Origin of the sequence: Burkholderia sp. BE17 (assembly GCF_009362305.1) — a bacterium.
GTDB lineage: Bacteria > Pseudomonadota > Gammaproteobacteria > Burkholderiales > Burkholderiaceae > Burkholderia > Burkholderia pyrrocinia_C.
In genome coordinates, this window is record NZ_WHNU01000022.1 from 69612 (window position 1) to 92210 (window position 22599).

The window sequence follows — 22599 nt, forward strand, 5'->3', positions numbered from 1 at the left end:
GGCGGCACGAAGCGATGCGAGCTCAGCCGCCCGACTTCTCGAAGCGGCGCAGCAGCTCGTCGCCACGCGAGGCCGCCGAATCGAGCGCGTCCTTCGGCGACTTCTTCTGCGCCCAGACCTGCTCGAACTCCTCGTCGACGATCGTGCGGATCTGCGGCATGTTGCCCAGACGCAGCCCCTTCGTGTAAGGCAGCGGCGGCTTGTTCAGCATCTGCTTGATCGCGGTTTCGGCGCTCGGGTTCTTCGCGTAGAAGCCCTGCTGGCGCGTGAGGTCGTACGCGGCGGTCGTGACCGGCAGGTAGCCCGTGTCCTGGTGCCACTTCGCGGCGACGGCCGGCGATGCCAGGTATGCGAGGAATTTCGCGACGCCCTTGTAGGTCGCCGGATCCTTGCCGGCCAGCACCCACAGGCTCGCGCCGCCGATGATCGCGTTCTGCGGCGCGCCCTTCACGTTCGCGTCGTACGGCATCATGCCCGTGCCGTAGCTGAACTTCGCGAATTTCTGCACGTTCGCGAGTGCGCCCGACGACGTCGTCATGATCCCGCAGTCGCCGCTGTAGAACTTCGCCGACGCTTCATCCTTGCGGCCCGCGTACGTGAACGTGCCGTCCTTCGCCATCTGCTGCAGGAACGCGACGTGCGCGATCTGCTGCGGCTTGTTGAATTCGAGCGCGGCGTCGGTGCCGTCGAAGCCGTTGTTGCGGCTCGCGAACGGCAGCCCGTGCCATGCGCTGTAGTTCTCGAGCTGGATCCAGCCCTGCCAGCCGGTCGTGAAGCCGCACGCCATCCCCGACTTGCGCAGCTTCTCGGCATCGGCCTGCACGTCGGCCCACGTCTTCGGCGGCTGGTTCGGGTCGAGCCCGGCCTTCTTGAACGCGTCCTTGTTGTAGTACAGCACCGGCGTCGAGCTGTTGAACGGCATCGACACGAGATGGCCCGTCTTCGCGTCGCTGTAGTAGCTCGAGATGGTCGGCACGAACGCCTTTTCGTCGAGCGGCACGCCGGCCTGCTTGAACACGTCGTAGACGGGCACGACGGCCTTCTTCGCCTGCATCATCGTGGCCGTGCCGACTTCATAGACCTGGAGGATCGCCGGCGCGTTGCCGCTGCGATAGGCGGCGATGCCGGCAGCAAGCGCCTGGTCGTAGGTGCCCTTGAAGACCGGCACGATCTTGTAGTCGCTCTGCGACGCGTTGAACTGCTCGGCAATCGCGTTGACCCGCTCGCCGAGCGCGGCCTCCATCGCATGCCAGAACTGGATCTCCGTCGCGGCGAGCGCCACGTGCTGCACACCGAACATCAGCGCGCCGCCGAGCGCGATTGAACGAACCATGGTCCCCGCAGGCTTCTTCTTCATCGACCTCTCTCCTATGAAAACGTTACCAACAGCGTATGCAACATTTCCGTCGCCATTGAACCGGCGAAGTCTAGTGATCGTTTGTGACAGTCAGTTGTCGTTGATGACGAACAGGCGCTGATATTCCTTCAGCGCGAAGCGGTCGGTCATTCCGGCGATGTAGTGCGCGACGAGACGCGGCTGCTGCGCCGTGTCGTCCGACTGGTACGGCGGCGGCAGCAGGCGCGGATCGTCGATGAACGCGTCGAACAGCCCCGTGACGACGCGCTGCGCCTTGCTCGCCATGCGCATCACCTTGTAGTGGCGATACAGGTTCTTGAAGAGGAAACGCTTGAGGGCGGCCGCCTGCGCGGCGACCGTCGCGCTGTGCGACACGAGCGGCGGCGCGGCGCGCACGTCGTCGAGCGACGCGGGCGCGACGCGCGCGAGATTGCGCGTCGTCTCGTCGATCAGGTCGACGATCAGCGTGTTGATGATGCGGCGCACCGTCTCGTGCACGAGACGGCGGCCTTCGAGGTGCGGGAATTCGGCGAGCGCCGCTTCGTAATGGCACTGCCACAGCTCGACTTCCGCGAGCTGCTCGATCGTGATCAGGCCGGAACGCAGGCCGTCGTCGACATCGTGGTTGTTGTAGGCAATTTCGTCCGCGATGTTCGCGAGCTGCGCTTCGAGCGACGGCTGGCGGCCCTGCAGGAAGCGCTCGCCGAGCGCGCCGAGCTTGCGCGCATTCTCGCGTGAGCAGTGCTTCAGAATGCCCTCGCGCGTCTCGAAGCACAGGTTCAGCCCGTTGAACGCGCCGTAGTGTTCCTCGAGCTCGTCGACGACGGCAAGGCTCTGCAGGTTGTGCTCGAAGCCGCCGTGCTCGCGCATGCATGCATTCAGCGCGTCCTGCCCGGCATGGCCGAACGGCGTATGGCCCAGATCGTGCGCGAGCGAGATCGCCTCGACGAGATCCTCGTTCAGGCGCAGGTTGCGCGCGACCGAGCGCGCGATCTGCGCGACCTCGAGGCTGTGCGTGAGGCGCGTCCGGAACAGGTCGCCTTCGTGATTGACGAAGACCTGCGTCTTGTATTCGAGCCGGCGAAACGCGGTCGAATGGACGATGCGATCGCGGTCGCGCTGGAATTCGGTGCGCGCCGCCGGCGGCGTTTCCGGATGGCGGCGGCCGCGCGACTGCGACGCGTGTGCGGCATACGGAGCGAGATGGGCTTCCAGCGCCGCCAGCGTCGGCGGCTCGGCCACCGGCGCAGCGGATGCGCGGCCGGCTTCGGGCAGTGTGCTGCTGGATGTCTCGCTCACGTCTCCTCCATGTCAGGGGCGCCGGGGCATCCGGGCCGCCATTAGCGGGTCGTCTGCGCCAGTGTAGCGAATACGGCCTCGTCCGGCGCCTGCGTGATCAGCGTATCGCCGAATCGCTTCAGCAGGATGAACTTGATCGCGCCGGCTTCAGCCTTCTTGTCCACGCGCATCAAATCCATGTAGCGCGCGTCGCCGAGCGCGGGTGCACGGGTCGGCAGGTGCGCGGCCGCGATCACCGCGTCGAGCCGCTGCCGCGACGCTTCGTCGAGCAGGCCGAGCCGCACCGACAGGTCGCCCGCCATCACCATCCCGCAGCCGACCGCCTCGCCGTGCAGCCACTCGCCGTAGCCGAGCCCGGCCTCGATCGCATGGCCGAACGTGTGGCCGAAGTTCAGGATCGCGCGCAGGCCGCCTTCGCGCTCGTCGGCCGCGACCACGCTCGCCTTGATTTCGCACGAGCGCTTCACGGCGTGCGCGAGCGCTGCCGGCTCGCGACGGTTCAGCGCGTCGACGTTCGCCTCGATCCAGTCGAAGAATTCCGCATCGGCGATCGCGCCGGTCTTGATGATCTCGGCGACGCCGGCCGCCAGTTCGCGCTCGGGCAGCGTCGCCAGAGCGCCGATGTCCGCGATCACGGCCTGCGGCTGGTAGAACGCGCCGATCATGTTCTTGCCGAGCGGGTGGTTGATGCCCGTCTTGCCGCCGACCGACGAATCGACCTGCGACAGCAGCGTCGTCGGCACCTGGATGAACGGCACGCCGCGCATGTAGCACGCGGCGGCGAAGCCCGTCATGTCGCCGACCACGCCGCCGCCGAGCGCGACGAGCGTCGTCTTGCGATCCGCGCGCCCGGTCAGCAGGCCGTCGAAGATCAGGTTCAGCGTTTCCCAGTTCTTGTACGCCTCGCCGTCCGGCAACACGACCGTCGACACCTGCTTGCCGAGCGGCGCGAGCGCCGCGCGCAGCGCGTCGCCGTAAAGCGGATCGACCGTCGTGTTCGTGACGATCGTGACGGACGAACCCTTGATGTGGGGCGCGAATAGCTCGGCGCGGCCGATCAGGCCGGCGCCAATATGAATCGGATAGGCGCGGTCGCCCAGATCGACGTTGACAGTAATCATGCTTGTAGCGGCTTGGCGATGACGCCCGCCAGTTCGAGTTGCATCAGCACCATGTTGACGAGGCCGTTGACCGACGGACGGCCGGTCTCGATGACGAAATCCGCGCATTCGCGGTACAGCGGGTCGCGCACTTCGTAGAGCGCTTCGAGGCGCCCCTTCGGATCTTCGGTCTGCAGCAGCGGGCGGTTCTTGTCCTTGCGCGTGCGCAGCCACAGATCGTGCGGATTGGCACGCAGATAGACGACGATGCCATTGCTCTTCAGGCAGTCGCGATTTTCAGGGCGCAGCACCGCGCCGCCGCCCGTCGCGAGCACGATGTTCTCGCGCTGCGTGAGATCGGCGATCACCTGCGTTTCGCGATCGCGAAACCCGGCCTCGCCCTCCAGCTCGAAGATCACCGGAATGCGCGCGCCCGTGCGGGCCTCGATTTCGTGGTCGGAGTCGAAGAACGTCCTGTCGAGACGACGCGCGACCGCACGGCCCACGGTGGTCTTACCCGCTCCCATAAGGCCGACGAAAAATACGTTTGCATGTGGGTCCCGCGCTTGCAACGGCTTCCTCTGCTTCAATCTTGCTGGTGTGTGGCGCAGCTTACTGGCAAAGCGGCTGCCTTGTCGAGCCTGCGCCGGCGGCTTCCGGCCCCGTTTTCTCGGGATTCGCGCCGGCCGCGCCGCGCGCGTCGCAGCGCGCATCGACGACGGTCGGCGTGATGAAGACGACCAGTTCGCTGCGCTGGTCGCGCTGCGCGCGATGCCGAAAAAGCGCGCCCAGAATCGGTATTTTGCCCAAGAGCGGCACGCGCGTCACATCGTTCCGGCGCAGTTGCTCGTAGATCCCGCCGATCGCGACCGTCCCGCCGTCCTCCACCTCGACGCGCGTCTGCACGTGCTTCGTATGGATCGCCGGGCCGGCCGCCGTCGGCTCGCCGACGCTGTCCTTCGTCACGTCCAGGTCGAGCACGACGCGCCCATCCGGGGTGATCTGCGGCTCGACCTCGAGCTTGAGCGTCGCGCGGCGAAACTGCACGCCGCTCACGCCGTTGCCGACCTTCGCCTGATACGGCAGCTCCGAACCCTGCTCGACGATGGCCTTGACGCGATCGGCGGTCACCACGCGCGGACGCGAAACGATCTGGCCCCGCCCTTGCGCCTCGAGCGCGCTCAGTTCGACGTCGAGTACCCGGCTGAGCGGCGCGGCGAACAGCGTGAAGCCGGCAGTTGCCGCCTCGAAGCCGCCGAGCGGCCGCGCGGCAAGGTCGAGCGCGTTGCGCGCGTCCGTCGTGAACGTGGTGCCGTCGCCCGCCGGCGGGCGCCCCTGCGCACGCAGCGCGACGCGTGCGCCGAGATTGCGCGAGAAGCCCTGTTCGCCCTCGACGATGCGCGCCTCGATCCGGACCTGCCGCGACGGCCGGTCGATCGCGTCGATCAGGCCCGCGATCTGCGCGATACGCGGTTCGAGATCGGTGACGAACAGCTGGTTCGTGCGCGAATCGGCCGCCGCGGCGCCGCGCTTCGACAGCAGGCGCTGGCCGGTCGCGCCTGCCAGCAGCCGCTGCACGTCCTGCGCGCGCGGGTAGTGCAGCGCGAACGTACGGCTCGCGAGCGGCTCCAGATCGGCGGCACGCGCGTGCATTTCGAAGCGCTCGCGTTCGCGCGCGGCCAACTCGGCCGCCGGCGTGACCCATATTACGTTGCCGCGCCGCGACATCGCGAGCCCGTGCGTGTCGAGCAGCGTGTCGAATGCATCACGCCAGCGGACATTGTTCAGACGTAACGTGACGGTGCCGCGCACCTGCTCGCCGACGACGATATTGAGCCCCGTGAACCGCGCGAACGCGTCGAACGCGGCCGCGAGACCGACGCCCTGCAGATTCAGCGAGATCCGCCGCGCGTCGTCCGCATCGCCCGGTTGCCGTGACGCGTCGTCGCTGATCCGGGCCGGCGGCACCAACGGGATCGGCGGCCCCTCCAGCCGGGGAGCCGGAGCGGCGGTTTCCGCCTGAAGCGCCGCGTGAGCCGCCTGATCGATCCGTTGCGGGCCGACCTCTGCCGACACCGCTTCATCCACGCCATCGACCAAGCCTCCGGGCAGCGGCAGGCCCGGCACCTGCGCATCCATCACCGCTGCTGGCCAGGCAGCCGGCAGCGGTGGCAATGACGCGCTTGCCCCGGCCGCCGTCAATCCGGCCCAGACGACGGCGAGCGCCCCACATCTGTACTTCATCATGGCCGGCCTCCGTCGTCGAGGACGAGCCGGTGCGCCCCGTCCGCCGTCGCAAGCGTCACGGCCGCGGGCTCGACACGCACCACGCGCGCAACCCCGAACGCTTCGCCGGGCGCCACGGCGGTGAACGTGCCGTCGCCGCCGTCGAACAGCGCAAGACCGGCACGCGCATCGCGAATCGTGCCGGCCAGGCGGGCCGCCTGACCATCCGCTGCGGGCAAGCCGGCTGTGTCGAACGGGTCGTCGTCGAGCGCCGCTGCAGGAACCGACACCGTGCCGCCAGCGCCAGTTGCCGCCGGCAGCGCCGGAAAAACGTCGACGGACATTTCCACGCGCGCCGCCTGTAATCCTCGCTCGACATGCAGCGCCGACGGCACTGCCAGCACCGGGAAGCCCGCCAGCCCGCCGACCATATGCAACAACGCGCGAAAACCGCCATCCGCGACAACACGCACCGTGCGCCGGCCGTCCGGCGCCTCACCGCCGGCTTGCCGCGGTTCGATCGATACGCGACGCAGCCCGCTCGACGCGGCGAGATCGGCCAGTTCCAGCATCAGCGCGGCCCATTCCGGCGCAGGCGGCAAGCGGTCGCCGCGCGCTGGTGCCGGACGTTCGTCGCGTCGCTGCCCTGCGGCCGCAAGCATGCGCTGTGCGCCGACCTCACGCCCCTGCGCCGCTGCCAGCAACGTGCGACTGTGCGCGAGCCCGCTCCAGTCGGCGGCATTCGCCAGATGAATGCCGCCCGCCAGCACCGCCGCGAACGCCAGCACGCAGCCGCCAGCATGTGCAGCCGCGGGCGACACGCGCCGCATGCCGTGCAGCCATGTTTCGCCGGGCGGCGCAGGCCGATGCACGATCACCGTCATGCGCCACCTCCCGACGCTTTCCGCGACGGCATCGCGTCGTGCCAGCGCAGTTGAACCGAGAACCGGAACGGCATCCCCGTCGAGGCGACCGGTGCATCCGAAGCAGGCTTCAACGCGTCGATATCGATCCGCCAGTCGCGCTGCTCGCGTGCCATCCCGGCGAGCCATCGCTCGGCCGCCCGGTAACTCGTGGCGCGCGCATCGAGCTCGGCACCCGTCGGCGTCGTGCGCAGCGTGTCGAGCCGAATCGCGTCGTCTCGCACTTGCGCCAGTGTCGCCAGCAGCGCTGCGACGCGCCGGTAAGGCGCCGCAAGCGCGGCAGCCTGCGCGCCGCGCTGAGCGGCGGCGGCAGCTGCACTGGCGGCGCGCGTCGCGGCTTGCACCTGCGGCTGCAACTGCCGCAGCCGCGTCTCCACGCTTGCGCGCTCGGCGTCCGCGCGCCACCGCAACCATGCGGCAGCACCCGTCCACAGACCGGCGCCGAGCACGCCGAGCAGGATTGCCGTCCCGCACTGCGCGGCCCGGCGACGTCGCAACGCCTGCGCCAGCCGCTCGCGGTACGGCAGCAGGTTGAAGCCGCCGAGCCCCGCACGATCGACCGCAGCCGGCCCTGCCCCGCTTGCCGGCATGCGACCGGCCATCATTCCCACACCCCGCGCAACGCCAGCCCGAACGCGACGGCGAATGCAGGGCCGCCCGGCATGCCGGCGGGCGGGCACGGCTGCCCATCCCAGCCCGTGCAGTCGAACGGCACCGCAACCGCGCCGAGCACGTCGCCGATATCGGCGACGGACGTCCCGAAGCGGGTGATGCACCGCTCGTCCCCGGCCACGAGTACGCAACGCACGGCCCCGAGCACGCGCTGGCGCAATGCGTCGGAGAACGCCTCCGGCACGGCGCCTGACAGCGCGAGCACCTGCGCGGCCAGCGCACCGTCGACCCGCCACGCTCGCACGCCCGAGTCGCTGAACCAGAGCGCGGCATAGGGACCGTGCGCGTCGAGTTCGAACTGCGCCGCATAACGCAACGCGCGCAGCGCGGCCGCCGACTCGCCGTCGACGGCCGTCAAGTCGACACCGGCCTGGGCGGCCACGTCGATCCGCCGTTCGAGCAGCGCCAGCGGGGCCACCGCGACCTCGATCTCGCCAGACTGCGCGCCGCCATCCTGCCGCCAGTCGAACGCGAGGCTGTCCGGCGCCAGCCCCGAAATGCGCTCGGCCGCCTGCCGCGCGGCATCCTCGACGTCGTCACGCCCGGCCAGGTCGAGCGTCGCAGTACGGATCTCTTCATCGCACAGCGCCATCACGCCGCACGCCTCGCACCGCACACCCGCCGCCGACAGCCGCGACACGGCCGCCGCCAGCGAGCGAGCGACCGCCGCCCAGCGCGCGTCTTCCGGCCCGCCCGCCAGCCCGACCGGCTCCCGCTCGAGCCCTTCGACGCGCACATCGACAGCACGGGCGCGCCGGCTCAGCGCGACCACCCTCACCTCGTCCGCCCCGACGTCGATTCCCGTCGCCCCGTGCCTGCCCTGCGCAAACCGCGCCATCCATCGTCCCGCCATCCCTGCCTCCCGCGATCGTCGCGACCCACGCCGCGTTTCCGAGACTTGATTCTGCAAAGCGGCGCGTTCGGCCGACAGTCGGCCGGACGGCCAGCATCGGCTCGGAACAGCCGTGCGCGGGCTATGCTGAAGACACGGCAACCCGCGGCTTTGCGGCGGGGGGCCCCCGCGTCAGGACCGGTCTTACCGGGCAGCTATAATCGCGAGACTGTTTTCCGGTATGCCTATGCAATCCACGACTCCTACGTCCCCGCCTCCCGCCCCGGAGCCGAAAAAGCGGCCCTGGTGGCAAAAAGTCCTGCTCGGCTTCGCCGCGATGTGCGTGGCCCTCGTCGTGGCCGGCGGCCTCGTGCTCGGCTATGCGCTCGTCGTCGCGTGGCCGAACATGCCGTCGCTCGACGCGCTGACCGACTATCGCCCGAAGGTGCCGCTGCGCATCTATACGTCCGATCACGTGCTGATCGGCGAATTCGGCGAGGAACGCCGCGACGTCGTCCATTTCAAGGACGTACCCGACTCGCTGAAGAAGGCGATCCTCGCAATCGAGGACGCACGCTTCTACGATCACGGCGGCGTCGACCTCACCGGCATCATCCGCGCCGGCTTCGTCGCGCTGACGAACGGCCATGCATCGCAGGGCGCGAGCACGATCACGATGCAGGTCGCGCGCAACTTCTTCCTGTCGAGCGAGAAGACCTACACGCGCAAGATCTACGAGATGCTGCTCGCGTACCGGATCGAGCGCGCGCTGACGAAGGATCAGATTCTCGAGGTCTACATGAATCAGATCTATCTCGGCCAGCGTGCGTACGGCTTCGCGAGCGCCGCGCGGGTCTATTTCGGCAAGGACCTGAAGGACATCACGCTCGCGGAGGCGGCGATGCTCGCGGGGCTGCCGAAGGCGCCGTCCGCGTATAACCCGGTCGTGAACCCGAAGCGCGCGAAGGTGCGCCAGGAATACATCCTGCAGCGGATGCTCGAGCTGAACTTCATCACGCGCGAGCAGTACGACGAGGCCGTCGCGCAGCCGCTCGTCGTCAAGGGCCCGGGCCGCGATTTCAGCGTGCACGCCGAGTACGTCGCGGAAATGGTCAGACAGATGATGTACGCGCAGTACCGCGAGGAAACCTACACGCGCGGCTTCAACGTCGTCACGACGATCGATTCCGCGGACCAGCAGGTCGCGTACACCGCGCTGCGCAAGGGCATCATGGATTACGAGCGCCGGCACGGCTATCGCGGGCCGGAAGGCTTCATCGAGCTGCCGGCCGGTGCGGACGACCGCGAACAGGCGATCGACGACGCGCTGCTCGAGCACGCCGACAACGGCGAACTGATTGCCGCGGTCGTCACGGCCGCGAGCCCGCGCCAGATCACGGTCGCGTTCATCGACGGCAGCACTGCGACGATCGAAGGCGACAACCTGCGCTTCGCGTCGGGCGCGCTGTCGACCAACGCGCAGCCGAACCGCCGCATCCGCCCGGGTGCGATCGTCCGCGTCGTGAAGAGCGACACCGGCAAATGGTCGATCACGCAGTTGCCGCAGGTCGAAGGCGCGTTCCTGTCGATCATCCCGCAGGACGGCGCGATCCGCTCGCTCGTCGGCGGCTTCGACTACAACAAGAACAAGTTCAACCACGTCACGCAGGCGTGGCGGCAGCCGGGTTCGTCGTTCAAGCCGTTCATCTACTCGGCGTCGCTCGACAAGGGCCTCGGGCCGGCAACCGTGATCAACGACGGCCCGCTGTATTTCAGCGCAGCCGAAACGGGCGGCCAGCCGTGGGAGCCGAAGAACTACGGCGGCGGCTTCGAAGGTCCGATGTCGATGCGCACCGCGCTGCAGCGCTCGCGCAACCTCGTGTCGATCCGGATCCTGAACCACATCGGCACGAAGTACGCGCAGCAGTACATCACGCGCTTCGGCTTCGACGCCGAGCGCCATCCGGCCTACCTGCCGATGGCGCTCGGCGCGGGCCAGGTCACGCCGCTGCAGATGGCCGGCGCGTACTCGGTCTTCGCGAACGGCGGCTACCGCGTCAATCCGTACCTGATCGCCGAAGTCACCGATCCGAACGGCGCGATCGTCGCGCGCGCACAGCCGCTCGTCGCCGAGCAGAACGCGCCGCGTGCGATCGACGCGCGCAACGCATACGTGATGAACAGCCTGCTGCAGAGCGTCGCGCAGCGCGGCACGGGCGCGCGGACCAACATCCTGAAGCGCACCGACCTCGCGGGCAAGACCGGCACGACGAACGATTCGCACGACGCGTGGTTCGCCGGCTACCAGCACACGCTCGCCGCGATCGCGTGGATCGGCTACGACAATCCGCGCAGCCTCGGCGATCGCGAAACCGGCGGCGGCCTGTCGCTGCCGGTCTGGATCGACTACATGGGCGCCGCGCTGAAGGGCGTGCCCGAGTTCAAGCCGACGGTGCCGGACGGCGTCGAGTCGCTCGGCAGCGAGCTGTACTTCACCGACTTCACGCCGGGGCACGGTTTCGTGTCGACGGTCGGTGTGCCGCAGGCGCCGGCCGCGCAGAATGTCGACGAAGCGGCGCCGGCGCCGCACGTCGACGAGCAGGAAAAGCAGGACATCATGAACCTGTTCCGCGGCCACTGACCCGCGGCCCCGGACATGAAAAAAGCGCCCCGCGGGGCGCTTTTTCTTTTGGTCCGACGTTCGGGGCCCGGCACCCCCGCCGTCACGCGCTGAACGTGATCGGCAGGCCGGCCTGCTGCGTCGCGTATTCGGTGAGCGCCGCGTAGAACTCGGTGCCGGTGCGCGTATCGCGCCATTCGCCGTCGATGAAACGGTAGTGGAATCCGCCCGCCTTCGCGGCGATCCACACTTCCTTCATCGGCGGCTGCAGGTTGACGATGATCTTCGAGCCGTTCTCGAACGTCAGCGTCAGGACGCTGCCGTTGCGTTCCAGATCGATGTCGTGGTCGCCGTCGTTCGCGGCGTCGACGGTACGCTCGACGGCCGCCAGCACAGCCTCGGCACGGGTCAGGTATTCGGTATCGGACATGCTAAACTCTATCGGTTCAATTGTTCAGGGACGATCATGCGAGTCGTTTTCCGGATGAGCGCGATTGTAGCGGCTTTGGCGATTCTTGCCGGCTGCGGTCAAAGCGGCGCGCTCTATCTGCCTACCGTGCCTCCGCTGCCCAAGCCGATCCAGCAGCAGGACACGCCGCCGTCGGACGTGAAGCCGACCGATGAAAACGCGTCATCCGACAGTGTGCCCGATTCGTCCGGCACGCCGCTCACGCTGTCACCCGAGCTGTCGAGCGACGCATCGAAAATGCCCGCACCGGCATCAGGCCCGGCTGTCGCGCAGTAACGACGCGACGCCGCCCGCGCGGCTCGCGAAACAAGGCGATGACTTCCCGGTCATCGCCTTTTGTTTTTGCAGGCCGGGCCGTCACGCGCGCACGCGCCGCCATCCCCATGCGACCAGCCGCCAGCCGAGCAGCGCGGCGACGATCGCCGCGTAGAGCTTCGGCTGCGCGAGATTGTGCTTGCCGGCCCTCATCCACCAGAAGTGCAGCACGCCGAACAGCGCGATCGCGTAGATCGCGCCGTGCAGCGTCGCCCAGTGGCGGCCGAGCCGGCGCACCATCGCGCGCGGTGAGGTCGCAGCGAGCGGGATCAGCAGCACGAACGCGGCAAAGCCGACCGTGATGAACGGGCGCTTGCCGACGTCCTTCAGGATCGCGACGACGTCGAACCACTTGTCGAACCACAGGTAGGTCGTGAAGTGCAGCGTCGCGTAAAAGAACGCGAACAGCCCGATCATCCGGCGAAAGCGCAGCAGCGTCGCGAAGCCCGTCATGCGCCGGAGCGGCGTGACGGCAAGCGTGATGCACAGCATCACGAGCGTCCACAGGCCGGTCGAACGCGTGATGAATTCGATCGGGTTCGCGCCGAGCCGGTCGGTCAGCCCGAACAGCACGAGACGCGCAAGCGGATAGAGGCCGGCCGCGAAAACCAGCATCTTGGCCGGCACGAGCCAGCGCTGCGCGCCGGTACGATGAGCACCGGCCCGGGCCGCGCGTGCGGTCGATCCGGCGCCGGCTGCGCGCGCGGGTGTCAGCGTCGAAGGAGGCATGTCGTTTCTCACCATCGCGCTCAGAAGTTCTTTTTCAGGTCCATGCCCTGATACATCGACGCGACCAGATCGCCGTAGCCGTTGAACATCAGCGTCTTGCGCTTCGGCGTGAAGAAGCCGTCCTCGCCGATGCGCCGCTCGGTCGCCTGGCTCCAGCGCGGATGATCGACGTTCGGGTTCACATTCGAATAAAAGCCGTATTCATTCGCTGCGTACGTGTTCCAGCTCGTCTTCGGCTGCTTGTCGACGAAGCGGATCTTCACGAGCGACTTCGCGCTCTTGAAGCCGTACTTCCACGGCACGACGATTCGCACCGGCGCACCGTTCTGGTTCGGCAGCACCTGCCCGTAGACGCCCATCGTCAGCAGCGTCAGCGGATTCATCGCTTCGTCCATCCGCAGCCCTTCCGAATACGGCCAGTCGAGCACGGGTGTCGAGAGGCCCGGCATCTGCGACGGATCGGCCAGCGTGATGAACTGCACGTATTTCGCATTGCCGGTCGGCTGCACACGCTTGATCAGCTCGGACAGCGGCACGCCGATCCACGGGATCACCATCGACCAGCCTTCGACGCAGCGCAACCGGTACACGCGCTCCTCGAGCGGTGCGAGCTTCAGCAGTTCGTCGAGATCGAACACCTTCGGGTGCAGCACCTCGCCCTCGACGCTCACGCGCCACGGGCGCGGCCGCAGCGTGCCGGCGTTCTGCGCCGGGTCGCTCTTGTCGGTGCCGAATTCGTAGAAGTTGTTGTAGGACGTGATGTCCTTGAACGGTGTCGCCTTGTCGGCCGCGACGAACTTCGGGTTCGTTTTCGCCGCGAGCTTCGCCGCCCGCACGTCGGGCGACGCATACGCGGCAAATGCCGCGCCGCTGCCGCCGAACAGCCCGCCCGCCGCCGCGAGGCCGGCCGCCTGCAGGACGCGCCGCCGGTTCTCGAACACCGCGCGCGGCGTGATCTCGCTGTGCGCGATATCGGCGCCGGTCAGTACGTTCCGCAAAGGGCGCTTGATCCACATCGTGCTGCTCCTCCTGCATGCGCCGCGCGCACGCTTCATGAGCGTTCGACCCGACCCACCACGCGCCGTTCGACGCCCGAATCGCCCGCCCGTTACAAAAGAAAACCGCCGGGCACGCAGTGCGCCGGCGGTCTTATAGTCGGACGAACGGCCGAAATCTTACAGCTTGCCGTAGCTGTGCAGCCCGGACAGGAACATGTTGACGCCGAGGAACGCGAACGTCGTCACGAGCAGGCCCGTGAGTGCCCACCAGGCGGCAACCGCGCCGCGCAGGCCCTTCATCAGCCGCATGTGCAGCCACGCCGCGTAGTTGAGCCACACGATCAGCGCCCAGGTTTCCTTCGGATCCCAGCTCCAGTAGCCGCCCCATGCCTCGGCCGCCCACAGCGCGCCGAGAATCGTCGCGATCGTGAAGAACGCGAAACCGACCGCGATCGACTTGTACATCACGTCGTCGAGCACCTCGAGCGTCGGCAGGCGGTCGGCGAGCACGCCGCGCTCCTTCATCAGGTACGCGACCGACACCATCGCCGACAGCGCGAAGCTGCCGTAGCCGATGAAGTTCGCCGGCACGTGGATCTTCATCCACCAGCTCTGCAGCGCAGGCACGAGCGGCTGGATCTGCTGCGCATCGCGCGCGACCGAGTACCACATCAGGAAGCCGACCGCCGCGCTGATGACCAGCAGCACGAACGCGCCGAGCGAGCGCGTGCCGTAGTGGCCTTCGTAATACAGGTAGAGCAGCGCGGTGATCAGGCTGAACAGGACGAACACTTCGTAGAGGTTCGATACGGGGATATGCCCGACGTCGGCGCCGATCAGGTAGGACTCGTACCAGCGCACCATCAGCCCCGTGAAGCCCATCAGCACGGCGACCCACGTGAGCTTCTGGCCGATCGCGGCGCCCGTTTCCGAGCGCGCGAGCAAGCCGATCCAGTAGAAGATCGTCGCGAGCACGAACAACGCGCTCATCCACAGGATCGCCGACTGGCTCGACAGGAAGTACTTGAGGAAGAACGCAGAATCGGCGCGCGCGAGATCGCCCTGGTAGATCTGGATCGACAGCAGCGACAGCACGGCGATCGACGCCATCATCAGCCGGGCCGGCTTCCAGCGCCAGCCGAGCGCGACGAGCGCCGGCGCGGTGCCGATCATCACCGCCTTGTCGTAGTAATCCATGTGCGCGTTGTAGTGCACGAACGCATAACCCGCGCCCGCCACGAGCGCCAGTGCGAACAGCCAGTCGATCAGCGACAGGCGCGCGAGGAACGGACGATCGTCGAACAGCGGCACCGAAACCGGGGCCTGGGCCGACGCCCGACGGGGAGAGGAGACTTGCGTGAGATCCATGATGTTACCGGGTGGAATTCTCGGAATCGGAACCGCCGCCGGCAGGCGGGCGGGCCGTCGATGCCGCACCGGCGGGCGCGGCGTCGCGAGGTGCGGCGCGCAAGGCGACGCCGGCCGCGTCGCGCGTCTGCACGAATTCTTTCTCGAAATCGAAGGTCTTGCGGGCCGTGGACATCGCCATCACCACCTCGACACCCGGGCCGGCATCCTTGAGCCAGAACCAGAGGCGCCGTTCGCGCACGTAGAACATCGAGAAGATGCCGGCGACCAGCAGCAGGCTGCCAAGATACACCAGATTCTTGCCGGGTGCGCGCGTCAACTGAAATACCGAAGCTTGCACCTGCTTGAATGAGTCTAGCTGCAGATAGACGGGCGATCCATATAGAAAGCTGTCGGATAGCGCATTGATCGCGTTCTGCACGAAGCGGACCGTGTCGGTGCCCTGCTGGGCGGCCGGCTCACCGGCCCGCTCGCGCGCGATCTGCCAGACCTCCCACATCGAGCCCTCGAGCATCCGCAGCAGCAGGCTCGCGGCCTTCTCCTGCTCGGCCTTCGGCACCGAGCGGTCGATGAACGTCGCCACGGCCTGGAAGCCGCCGATCGGCTGGCCGTCGGCGCCGCGGCCGACGCTGTCGTCGCTGGCGGCAAACAGGGTCAGCACCTTCGATGCGCTGTCCTGCAGGCGGCCGCGCAGCGATGCGTCGGTGCCCGGCAGCGAACGCTGCGCGAAGCGCGCGGCGGCTTCGGCACGCACGGCCGGGTCCTCGAGCGCGGCGCGCAGGTGCATCCATTCGCCGATCGAATCCTGGCCGTCGGCCGGAATCCGCATGTAGCGGAACGGGTCGTTCGGGCTCGCGCGCACGCCGGCGAGGAACACGCGCACGCCGTTCATGTCGACGGGCAGCATGTAGTTGTTGAATTCGCGCGCCTGGCCGTCCTTGCCGCGGATCTTGTACTGCACGGACGGGCCGATGTTGTGGAGCTGCATCGGCTTCGACGTCTTCGCGCCGGAGCCGAGCCGTTCGTCGAACGCCTCCTTCAGCGACGCCGTCTTCGCGACGCCGCGCACGTCCGGCTTGCCGTTCGCGTCGGCCATGTTCTCGACGTTGATCGCGCGGAAATCGGAGAACTCGATCGTGTCGCCGTCGGCGCCCGGCATCTGCAGCGGCGCCGAACTGCCGATCGTGCCCTGCACGGGGAAGGTCTTCGCATTGCCGCCCGCCATCGGGTAGGCCGTCATCTGCATCTGCGAGCCGCCGTCCTGGAAGCTCGACTGGTAGATCGACACGCCCTTGTACGTGAACGGCTTGTTGACCTCGACGCGCGCCGGGATCTTCCGGCCGGTCTCGCGATCGATCACGACGATGTCGCTCGCGAACAGCTTCGGCATGCCCGTCGTGTAGTAGTCGACGATGAATTTGTTGAGCTGGATCGAGAACGGCAGGTCCTGGATCAGCGAGCCGCTCGGCTGGTTCAGGATCGCGGTCGACACGAACTGGCCCTCGGGCACCCACGCATAGCCGCGGAACGTCGGGTTCGACGCGGACAGGCGATGGTCGGGCGAGATCTCGCTGATCGTCGCGCTCGTGTTGACCGGGCTCTTGCCGAACATCCACATCTGGAATTTGATCGGCAGGTTGCTGTCGAGCAGGCCGCCGATACAGATCACGACGATCGCGAGGTGCGCGGAGATGTAGCCCCACTTGGTCATCGCACCGCGCTTCGCGGAGATCAGCGTCGCGCCGTCGGTTTCACGCACGACGTGCTTGTAGCCGGCCTTGGTGACGAACGTGGCGAGTGTCGCCGCAACGGTCGCGCGCGCGCCGGAAGCCGTGTACTCGGCCTTGTGGTGGAACGCGCGCAGGCTGCCTTCGCGGACCTTGTCCTTCCAGCTCTTCGCATCGGCGAGCATCTTCGGCGCGTTGCGGATCACGCACAGCGAGATCGACACGACGAGGAAGATCAGGATCAGCATGAACCACCACGCGCTGTACACGTTGTACAGGCCGAGCGAGCGGAAGATGTCCGCCCAGAACGGCCCGAACTGGTTCACGTAATTCGGATACGGATCGTCCTGGGTCAGGACCGTGCCGACGATGCTCGCGATCGACAGCACCACCAGCAGCGCGATCGCGAAACGCATCGAGCTCAGCAGCTCGACCGCGCGCTTCGACGCACCCTGACTCGACTTCGACTGCAACCCCGACGTGGTAACGCTCATTCAAACTCCGACTAAGGGGAAACAGCCCCCACGCTCACTGTGTTCGCCTGGGGGGCGCAGCCCCCCATCGCCTGCAAGCCTCTTCATCCCGGCTTGGCCCGGCGAGTGCTGACAAAAAAGGGCGAGGCAACCGCAACGGTGCGGCGCCCCACCCTTTTCTTGTTCTGACTCCGGACGCCCTTCGGGCGCCCGGTCATTCCATTCGCGACCGACCGCTCAACGCAGGCCCGCGATGTAATCCGCGACGGCCTTGATCTCGTTGTCCGACAGGCGCGTCGCTATCTGATGCATCGCGTCGTTGTTGTTGCGCGCGCCGGCACCCTGCTGGAACGCGGTCAACTGTGCGACCGTGTAATCGGCCCACTGCCCCGACAGACGAGGGTACTGGACCGGAATCCCCTGCCCGGTCGGCCCGTGGCAGCTCGCGCAGGCGGGCACGCCCTTCTCCGCGATGCCGCCGCGATAGATCTTCTGGCCGATCGGCACGGTCGCCGCATCGCGTGCGGTACCGAGCTTCGTCGTCTGCGACCCGTAGTACGCGGCGACGTTGCGCATGTCGTCTGCGCTCAGTGCACTCGCGAATCCGACCATCACCGCGTTGGTACGCACCGGCCCCTTCGTGCCCGGCTGCGTCTTGAAGTCGTTCAACTGCTTGACCAGATACTCGGGATGCTGGCCGGCAAGCTTCGGGAAACTGCCCGACGCGCTATTGCCATCGGCGCCGTGACACGACGCACAGACCTGCCCGGCAATCGCCTTGCCGCGGTCCAGATCCGGCTTTGCCGCATCCGCCGCGTTTGCCTCCGCTACGAAACCTACGAACCCTGCTGCAACCTGAAGCACCATCAGAGACTTGCACAGTCGATTCATTCGCACACCCTGTTTCGTCTTGTGGGAATTTGAGGTTCTGCAAAAAACGACGGCGACCAGTCTACCGCAGAAGCCACATAAAAGCGCGAGGCAGGCGCCCTGAGGCCTTCGGTAAAACCGCCGTATTGTACAATATCGTGTTGAAAGCTCCCGCGCCTATCGGGGCTACCCCGCCTCCACCAAGCGGCTCGCGCCGCCCGTCCTTCCGGTTCCCATGGCCTTTCTGCTCCATCAAGCCCGCTTCTACACGACCGTCAACCATCTGCGCGACCTGCCGCCGACGGTACAGCCGGAAATCGCGTTCGCGGGCCGCTCGAATGCCGGCAAGTCGACGGCGATCAACGTGCTGTGCAACCAGAAGCGGCTGGCCTTCGCATCGAAGACGCCCGGCCGCACGCAGCATATCAACTACTTCTCCGTCGGCCCGGCCGCCGAGCCCGTCGCGAACATCGTCGACCTGCCCGGCTACGGCTACGCGGAAGTGCCAGGCGCCGCGAAGGCGCACTGGGAAATGCTGCTGTCGTCCTACCTCGCGACCCGCTCGCAGCTCTGCGGCCTGATCCTGATGATGGATTCGCGCCGTCCGCTGACCGACCTCGATCGCCGCATGATCGAGTGGTTCACGCCGACCGGCAAGCCGATCCACACGCTGCTGACGAAGTGCGACAAATTGACGCGGCAGGAAAGCATCAACGCGCTGCGGACCACGCAAAAAGGTCTGGATGCGTATCGCGACCAGGGCGTCCAGGGCAAGCTGACGGTCCAGCTGTTCTCCGCACTGAAGCGCACGGGGCTCGACGAGGCGCATGAGCTGATCGAGAGCTGGGTGCGGCCGTCCGTCGCCGACGAAAAAAGCGAGCCTGTAGCACAATGATCGGGCAACGCGCGGCCGGGAACGGCGGCGCGCACCTGACGGCGCCTGCGGATTCGGCCGGCTCATAAAAAAACCCGCCGTTAAACGGCGGGTCAAACAGCCTAATCGAATAACGACAGGCACCCGCTCAGGGAGGAGAAGCGGGGAGTTGCACGCGACGCGTGCCGCTCGATCGCTATCATATACCAACGCTCCCGAAAATGACCTAAGGGTTCCGTAAGGCCCTTACTGCCCTGATTTCTGCCCAATCGCCATGAGCTTCCATCCGCTTCATCGTCCGCGCCGGATGCGCCGCGACGACTTCTCCCGGCGCCTGATGCGCGAAAACCGCCTGACCACGGACGACCTGATCTATCCGGTGTTCGTCGTCGATGGCACCAACGAACGGCAGGCGGTGCCGTCGATGCCCGGCGTCGAGCGCGTGTCCGTCGATCTGCTGATGCATGTCGCCGAGCAATGCGCCGAACTCGGCGTGCCCGTGCTGTCGCTGTTCCCGGCCATCGAGCCGTCGTTGAAAACGCCTGACGGCCGCGAGGCGGCCAATCCGGAAGGCCTGATCCCGCGTGCGGTGCGCGAGCTGAAGAAGCGCTTCCCCGAGCTCGGCGTGCTGACCGACGTCGCACTCGATCCGTACACGAGCCACGGCCAGGACGGCGTGCTCGACGAGAACGGCTACGTGATCAACGACGACACGATCGAGATCCTGGTCGATCAGGCGCGCGCTCAGGCCGAAGCCGGCGTCGACATCGTCGCGCCGTCGGACATGATGGACGGCCGCATCGGCGCCGTCCGCGAGATGCTGGAAAGCGACGGCCATATCCATACGCGCATCATGGCCTACTCGGCCAAGTTCGCGTCGGCGTTCTACGGCCCGTTCCGCGACGCGGTCGGCTCGGCGTCCAACCTGGGCAAGGGCAACAAGATGACCTACCAGATGGATCCGGCGAACAGCGATGAAGCGCTGCGCGAAGTGCGCCTCGACATCGACGAAGGCGCCGACATGGTGATGGTCAAGCCTGGCATGCCGTACCTCGACATCGTGCGTCGCGTGAAGGACGAGTTCCGCTTCCCGACCTACGTGTACCAGGTGAGCGGCGAATACGCGATGCTGAAGGCCGCCGCGATGAACGGCTGGCTCGACCATGACAAGGTCGTGCTCGAATCGCTGCTCGCGTTCAAGCGTGCGGGCGCCGACGGCGTGCTCACGTACTTCGCGCTCGACGCCGCGCGCCTGCTGAAAGCCCAGCGCTGATCGCACGCCGGCAGGCGGAAAGAAAAACGGCGGGACACTTCGGTGTTCCGCCGTTTTTTGTTTGCCTTTGATCGAGACCGCCTGCCGGCGTCGAGTCGCCAGCTCATGCCGCGCGAGCGCCCCGGTTCGCCACCGGCGGGCACCGTCACACCGTCGGGACAGCGGCCCGGTCGAGGCTGCGCAGGAACGTCTCGGCTGCCTGATAGCCGACCACACGCCCGATTTCGTTGCCGCTGCGATCGAAGAAGATGATGCCCGGCGGCCCGAACAGGTTGAAGCGCTTGAGCAGCGCCTGATCGTCCGGGTTGTTCGCGGTGACATCCGCGCGCACGAGGTGAAGCTGCGCGAGCCGCGCCTGCACGCGTGCGTCGGCAAACGTCAGATGCTCCATCTCCTTGCAGCTCACGCACCAGTCGGCGTAGAAGTCGAGCATCACGGGCCGACCCGACGCCTTCAGCAGCGCGTCGAGCTCGCCACTGGAGCGCACCGATGCGAACGCGGGCCCGTCCTGCCCGGCAGCAGCCGCTGCGCCGCCTGACGCAACCGTGCGCGCCGCGAGCACAGCCAACGGTTTGACGGGATCGGTCGATCCCGCGGCCAGGCCGACGAGCAGCGTCGCCGCCCAGATCGCGAGCGCGGCGCCCAGGCCACGGCCCAGGCGGTGCCAGATCGACGCGGCGCCGGCATTCGGCGTGAACAACCCGAGCGCAGCGGCCGCGACGAGCAGCCACAACGCGGCGAGCACCATCTTCAGGCCGCCCGCGAGCACCGGCCACACGATCCACAACGCGGCCGCGAGCAGCACGATGCCGAAGAACACCTTCACGCCATCCATCCATGCGCCCGCGCGCGGCAGCACCGTCCCGGCACCGACGCCGACGACGAGCAGCGGCACGCCGAGCCCCAGCCCCATCGCGAACAGCGCCGCACCACCGAGCAACGCATTGCCGGTGTGCGCGATGAAGGCGAGCACCGCAAACAGCGGCGCCGTCATGCATGCGCCGACGACCAGCGCCGACAATGCGCCCATCGCCGCGACTGCGACGAAGTGGCCGCCCTGGCGCGCGCTGGATGCCTCGGCCGCGCCGTTTTGCCAGCGCTCGGGCAGCGCAATGTCCTTGCCCGAAATCAGCGATACGGCGAATGCGGTGAGCAGCACGCCGAACGCGCCGAGCACCCACGGGTTCTGCAGCCACGCGCCGAGACTCTGGCCGACCAGCGCCGCGGCGATGCCGAGCACCGTGTAGACCAGCGCCATGCCGACCACGTAGGTCAGCGACAGCGCGAAGCCGCGTGCATGCGTCGCGCGCGTACCCTGGCCAATGATGATCGCGGACACGATCGGAATCATCGGGTACGAACAGGGCAGGAGGCTCAGCACGACGCCCGCGACGAAGTACAGCGCGACGATCGTGAAGAACCCGTGCCCTTCGAGCAGCGACTGCGCGAAATCGGCGCTCGTGACCTTGTCGAACCAGCCGCCCGCGGCAGCCGTGTCGCCGGACGACGATGCGGCTGCACCCAGCGCGGCGCCGTCGACCTTCACGACATGCTCGGCCGGCGGATAGCAGATCCCTTCATCCGCGCACCCCTGCGATGTCACCGCGAGTTGGAACGGCCCCGACGCCTGCCTGACCGGCACGTGCACCACGACTTCGTCACGATAGGTCTCGACGTCCTTCTGGAACGTCTGGTCGAACTTCACGTGGCCGGCCGGCAATTGGGGCTCGCCGAGCGTCGCCTGCCCGCTCTTCACCGCGAACGCGAACCGCTCGCGATACAGGTAATAGCCGTTGGCGACCTTGAAGCGGACGTCCACTTGTCCCGGCGATTCGCTCGCGCTGAACTTGAACGCAACCGACGGATCGAGGAAATCGTCGGCCGCGCGCGCGACGGACAGGCCGCCCAGCACGAGCACGAGTGACAACAGGACCGCAAGAAACCGCAGCGCGCGCACGCGCACGGGAAGCGCCATACCGTTAAACATGAAATAGACGTTGAGTTTCGCTGGTCACCCACTGGCCGTACGCGGCCGATGCCGTCGCCTGCCACGAGACGATTTCGGGCGTCTCATATGGATGATGCGCGAGAATAAATCGTTCCAGTTCGAGCGCCCGCACGGGGCTCGTCTTGAACAGCAACTGGATCTCGTCGGCCGTTTCGACCTTGCCCTGCCAGTGATAGCACGACTTGATCGCTCCGAGCTCCGACACGCACGCGGCAAGCCGCGCGTCGAGCGCGCCGTCGGCGAGCGCCGCGGCCGTCGCCGCATCGGGCACCGTCGTCAGCATCAGCACCACTATCATCCGCACCCTCCTGGCTGGCCTACCGGCTCCTGCCGGCGCGGATTGCCCCCCCAGGAACCACGCCGGCTGCCCCGTATCGTAGCGCAGCCCGCGCAACGCTGCCGGCACCGGACTGCGACAATCGATCGCAGCCGGCGCCTCAAAAACAAAAAGGGCCAAGCAATCGCT

20 protein-coding genes are annotated in these 22599 nt (G+C 67.3%); 4 read left to right on the forward strand and 16 right to left on the reverse strand.

The features are described from left to right. Nucleotides 1–22: 22 nt before the first annotated feature. The 8 genes from ugpB to GD429_RS20020 all read right to left on the reverse strand — a co-directional run bounded on the left by ugpB (nucleotide 23) and on the right by GD429_RS20020 (nucleotide 8430). Nucleotides 23–1357: a sn-glycerol-3-phosphate ABC transporter substrate-binding protein UgpB gene (gene ugpB / locus GD429_RS19985; RefSeq protein ID WP_152859227.1), complete on the reverse strand. Its 1335-nt coding sequence runs from the start codon at nucleotides 1355–1357 to the stop codon at nucleotides 23–25. A gap of 90 nt (nucleotides 1358–1447) precedes the next feature. After that, entirely contained in the window at nucleotides 1448–2656 is a 1209-nt protein-coding gene (locus tag GD429_RS19990) for a deoxyguanosinetriphosphate triphosphohydrolase (RefSeq protein ID WP_415748946.1), read from the reverse strand. A gap of 41 nt (nucleotides 2657–2697) precedes the next feature. Beyond that, on the reverse strand, nucleotides 2698–3777 hold the full coding sequence (gene aroB, locus GD429_RS19995) for a 3-dehydroquinate synthase (RefSeq protein ID WP_152859228.1): 1080 nt from the start codon (nucleotides 3775–3777) through the stop codon (nucleotides 2698–2700). Beyond that, a complete protein-coding gene (aroK, locus tag GD429_RS20000; RefSeq protein WP_027788566.1) occupies nucleotides 3774–4328 on the reverse strand; it encodes a shikimate kinase AroK in 555 nt (184 codons plus the stop codon). Before aroK ends, aroB begins: the two co-directional genes overlap by 4 nt. Nucleotides 4329–4368: 40 nt before the next feature. Continuing rightward, nucleotides 4369–6003 (reverse strand): type IV pilus secretin PilQ, encoded by a 1635-nt coding sequence (locus GD429_RS20005; RefSeq protein WP_152859230.1) that lies wholly within the window; start codon nucleotides 6001–6003, stop codon nucleotides 4369–4371. Then, nucleotides 6000–6866, reverse strand: coding sequence for a pilus assembly protein (locus GD429_RS20010; protein ID WP_152859232.1), 867 nt, complete (start codon nucleotides 6864–6866; stop codon nucleotides 6000–6002). The genes GD429_RS20005 and GD429_RS20010 overlap by 4 nt, the downstream gene beginning before the upstream one ends. Further along, nucleotides 6863–7507 carry a fimbrial protein gene (locus GD429_RS20015; protein WP_152859285.1) on the reverse strand — a complete coding sequence of 215 codons (645 nt, stop codon included), beginning with the start codon at nucleotides 7505–7507 and terminating at the stop codon, nucleotides 6863–6865. The genes GD429_RS20010 and GD429_RS20015 overlap by 4 nt, the downstream gene beginning before the upstream one ends. Next, nucleotides 7507–8430 (reverse strand): competence protein ComA, encoded by a 924-nt coding sequence (locus GD429_RS20020; RefSeq protein ID WP_152859234.1) that lies wholly within the window; start codon nucleotides 8428–8430, stop codon nucleotides 7507–7509. The genes GD429_RS20015 and GD429_RS20020 overlap by 1 nt, the downstream gene beginning before the upstream one ends. Nucleotides 8431–8656: 226 nt before the next feature. Between GD429_RS20020 and GD429_RS20025 the strand changes: the two genes are divergently transcribed. Further along, nucleotides 8657–11050: a penicillin-binding protein 1A gene (locus GD429_RS20025; protein ID WP_152859236.1), complete on the forward strand. Its 2394-nt coding sequence runs from the start codon at nucleotides 8657–8659 to the stop codon at nucleotides 11048–11050. An 82-nt stretch (nucleotides 11051–11132) separates the two neighbouring features. Here the strand turns inward: GD429_RS20025 and cyaY are convergent, their stop codons facing one another. Then, the gene (gene cyaY, locus GD429_RS20030; protein ID WP_152859238.1) at nucleotides 11133–11459 is read right to left on the reverse strand and encodes an iron donor protein CyaY; all 327 of its coding nucleotides are present in this window, start codon (nucleotides 11457–11459) and stop codon (nucleotides 11133–11135) included. A 36-nt stretch (nucleotides 11460–11495) separates the two neighbouring features. Between cyaY and lptM the strand changes: the two genes are divergently transcribed. Continuing rightward, nucleotides 11496–11774, forward strand: a complete 279-nt coding sequence (gene lptM / locus GD429_RS20035; protein WP_047899593.1) for an LPS translocon maturation chaperone LptM — start codon at nucleotides 11496–11498, stop codon at nucleotides 11772–11774. 81 nt (nucleotides 11775–11855) lie between these two features. Here lptM and msrQ read toward each other — a convergent pair whose 3' ends face one another. From msrQ to GD429_RS20060, 5 genes are all read right to left on the reverse strand, one after another. Next, a complete protein-coding gene (msrQ, locus tag GD429_RS20040; protein ID WP_152859240.1) occupies nucleotides 11856–12542 on the reverse strand; it encodes a protein-methionine-sulfoxide reductase heme-binding subunit MsrQ in 687 nt (228 codons plus the stop codon). Nucleotides 12543–12562: 20 nt separating this feature from the next. Beyond that, on the reverse strand, nucleotides 12563–13558 hold the full coding sequence (msrP, locus tag GD429_RS20045; RefSeq protein WP_152859242.1) for a protein-methionine-sulfoxide reductase catalytic subunit MsrP: 996 nt from the start codon (nucleotides 13556–13558) through the stop codon (nucleotides 12563–12565). A gap of 159 nt (nucleotides 13559–13717) precedes the next feature. Then, nucleotides 13718–14908: a c-type cytochrome biogenesis protein CcsB gene (gene ccsB / locus GD429_RS20050; RefSeq protein WP_152859244.1), complete on the reverse strand. Its 1191-nt coding sequence runs from the start codon at nucleotides 14906–14908 to the stop codon at nucleotides 13718–13720. Between the two features lie 4 nt (nucleotides 14909–14912). Further along, nucleotides 14913–17129 carry a cytochrome c biogenesis protein ResB gene (locus GD429_RS20055; RefSeq protein WP_152859246.1) on the reverse strand — a complete coding sequence of 739 codons (2217 nt, stop codon included), beginning with the start codon at nucleotides 17127–17129 and terminating at the stop codon, nucleotides 14913–14915. Nucleotides 17130–17345: 216 nt separating this feature from the next. Continuing rightward, nucleotides 17346–17999, reverse strand: a complete 654-nt coding sequence (locus tag GD429_RS20060) for a c-type cytochrome (RefSeq protein WP_152859287.1) — start codon at nucleotides 17997–17999, stop codon at nucleotides 17346–17348. 214 nt (nucleotides 18000–18213) lie between these two features. Here GD429_RS20060 and yihA point away from each other — a divergent pair, with 214 nt between their 5' ends. Next, nucleotides 18214–18873 (forward strand): ribosome biogenesis GTP-binding protein YihA/YsxC, encoded by a 660-nt coding sequence (gene yihA, locus GD429_RS20065; protein WP_152859248.1) that lies wholly within the window; start codon nucleotides 18214–18216, stop codon nucleotides 18871–18873. Between the two features lie 253 nt (nucleotides 18874–19126). Next, nucleotides 19127–20125 (forward strand): porphobilinogen synthase, encoded by a 999-nt coding sequence (gene hemB, locus GD429_RS20070; RefSeq protein ID WP_152859250.1) that lies wholly within the window; start codon nucleotides 19127–19129, stop codon nucleotides 20123–20125. A 145-nt stretch (nucleotides 20126–20270) separates the two neighbouring features. Here the strand turns inward: hemB and dsbD are convergent, their stop codons facing one another. Together dsbD and cutA are read right to left on the reverse strand one after the other, a co-directional pair. Continuing rightward, on the reverse strand, nucleotides 20271–22112 hold the full coding sequence (dsbD, locus tag GD429_RS20075; RefSeq protein WP_152859252.1) for a protein-disulfide reductase DsbD: 1842 nt from the start codon (nucleotides 22110–22112) through the stop codon (nucleotides 20271–20273). Then, nucleotides 22105–22431, reverse strand: a complete 327-nt coding sequence (gene cutA, locus GD429_RS20080; RefSeq protein WP_152859254.1) for a divalent-cation tolerance protein CutA — start codon at nucleotides 22429–22431, stop codon at nucleotides 22105–22107. Before cutA ends, dsbD begins: the two co-directional genes overlap by 8 nt. Nucleotides 22432–22599: the final 168 nt, after the last annotated feature.

What these genes read in the sequence shown, in the direction of transcription:
- ugpB (WP_152859227.1), bottom strand. Translation starts at nt 1,357, where the DNA reads ATGAAGAAGAAGCCTGCGGGGACCATGGTTCGTTCAATCGCGCTCGGC.
- aroB (WP_152859228.1), bottom strand. Translation starts at nt 3,777, where the DNA reads ATGATTACTGTCAACGTCGATCTGGGCGACCGCGCCTATCCGATTCAT.
- GD429_RS20005 (WP_152859230.1), bottom strand. Translation starts at nt 6,003, where the DNA reads ATGATGAAGTACAGATGTGGGGCGCTCGCCGTCGTCTGGGCCGGATTG.
- GD429_RS20010 (WP_152859232.1), bottom strand. Translation starts at nt 6,866, where the DNA reads ATGACGGTGATCGTGCATCGGCCTGCGCCGCCCGGCGAAACATGGCTG.
- GD429_RS20015 (WP_152859285.1), bottom strand. Translation starts at nt 7,507, where the DNA reads ATGGCCGGTCGCATGCCGGCAAGCGGGGCAGGGCCGGCTGCGGTCGAT.
- GD429_RS20020 (WP_152859234.1), bottom strand. Translation starts at nt 8,430, where the DNA reads ATGGCGGGACGATGGATGGCGCGGTTTGCGCAGGGCAGGCACGGGGCG.
- GD429_RS20025 (WP_152859236.1), top strand. Translation starts at nt 8,657, where the DNA reads ATGCAATCCACGACTCCTACGTCCCCGCCTCCCGCCCCGGAGCCGAAA.
- cyaY (WP_152859238.1), bottom strand. Translation starts at nt 11,459, where the DNA reads ATGTCCGATACCGAATACCTGACCCGTGCCGAGGCTGTGCTGGCGGCC.
- lptM (WP_047899593.1), top strand. Translation starts at nt 11,496, where the DNA reads ATGCGAGTCGTTTTCCGGATGAGCGCGATTGTAGCGGCTTTGGCGATT.
- msrQ (WP_152859240.1), bottom strand. Translation starts at nt 12,542, where the DNA reads ATGCCTCCTTCGACGCTGACACCCGCGCGCGCAGCCGGCGCCGGATCG.
- msrP (WP_152859242.1), bottom strand. Translation starts at nt 13,558, where the DNA reads ATGTGGATCAAGCGCCCTTTGCGGAACGTACTGACCGGCGCCGATATC.
- ccsB (WP_152859244.1), bottom strand. Translation starts at nt 14,908, where the DNA reads ATGGATCTCACGCAAGTCTCCTCTCCCCGTCGGGCGTCGGCCCAGGCC.
- GD429_RS20055 (WP_152859246.1), bottom strand. Translation starts at nt 17,129, where the DNA reads ATGAGCGTTACCACGTCGGGGTTGCAGTCGAAGTCGAGTCAGGGTGCG.
- GD429_RS20060 (WP_152859287.1), bottom strand. Translation starts at nt 17,999, where the DNA reads ATGAATCGACTGTGCAAGTCTCTGATGGTGCTTCAGGTTGCAGCAGGG.
- yihA (WP_152859248.1), top strand. Translation starts at nt 18,214, where the DNA reads ATGGCCTTTCTGCTCCATCAAGCCCGCTTCTACACGACCGTCAACCAT.
- hemB (WP_152859250.1), top strand. Translation starts at nt 19,127, where the DNA reads ATGAGCTTCCATCCGCTTCATCGTCCGCGCCGGATGCGCCGCGACGAC.
- dsbD (WP_152859252.1), bottom strand. Translation starts at nt 22,112, where the DNA reads ATGTTTAACGGTATGGCGCTTCCCGTGCGCGTGCGCGCGCTGCGGTTT.
- cutA (WP_152859254.1), bottom strand. Translation starts at nt 22,431, where the DNA reads ATGATAGTGGTGCTGATGCTGACGACGGTGCCCGATGCGGCGACGGCC.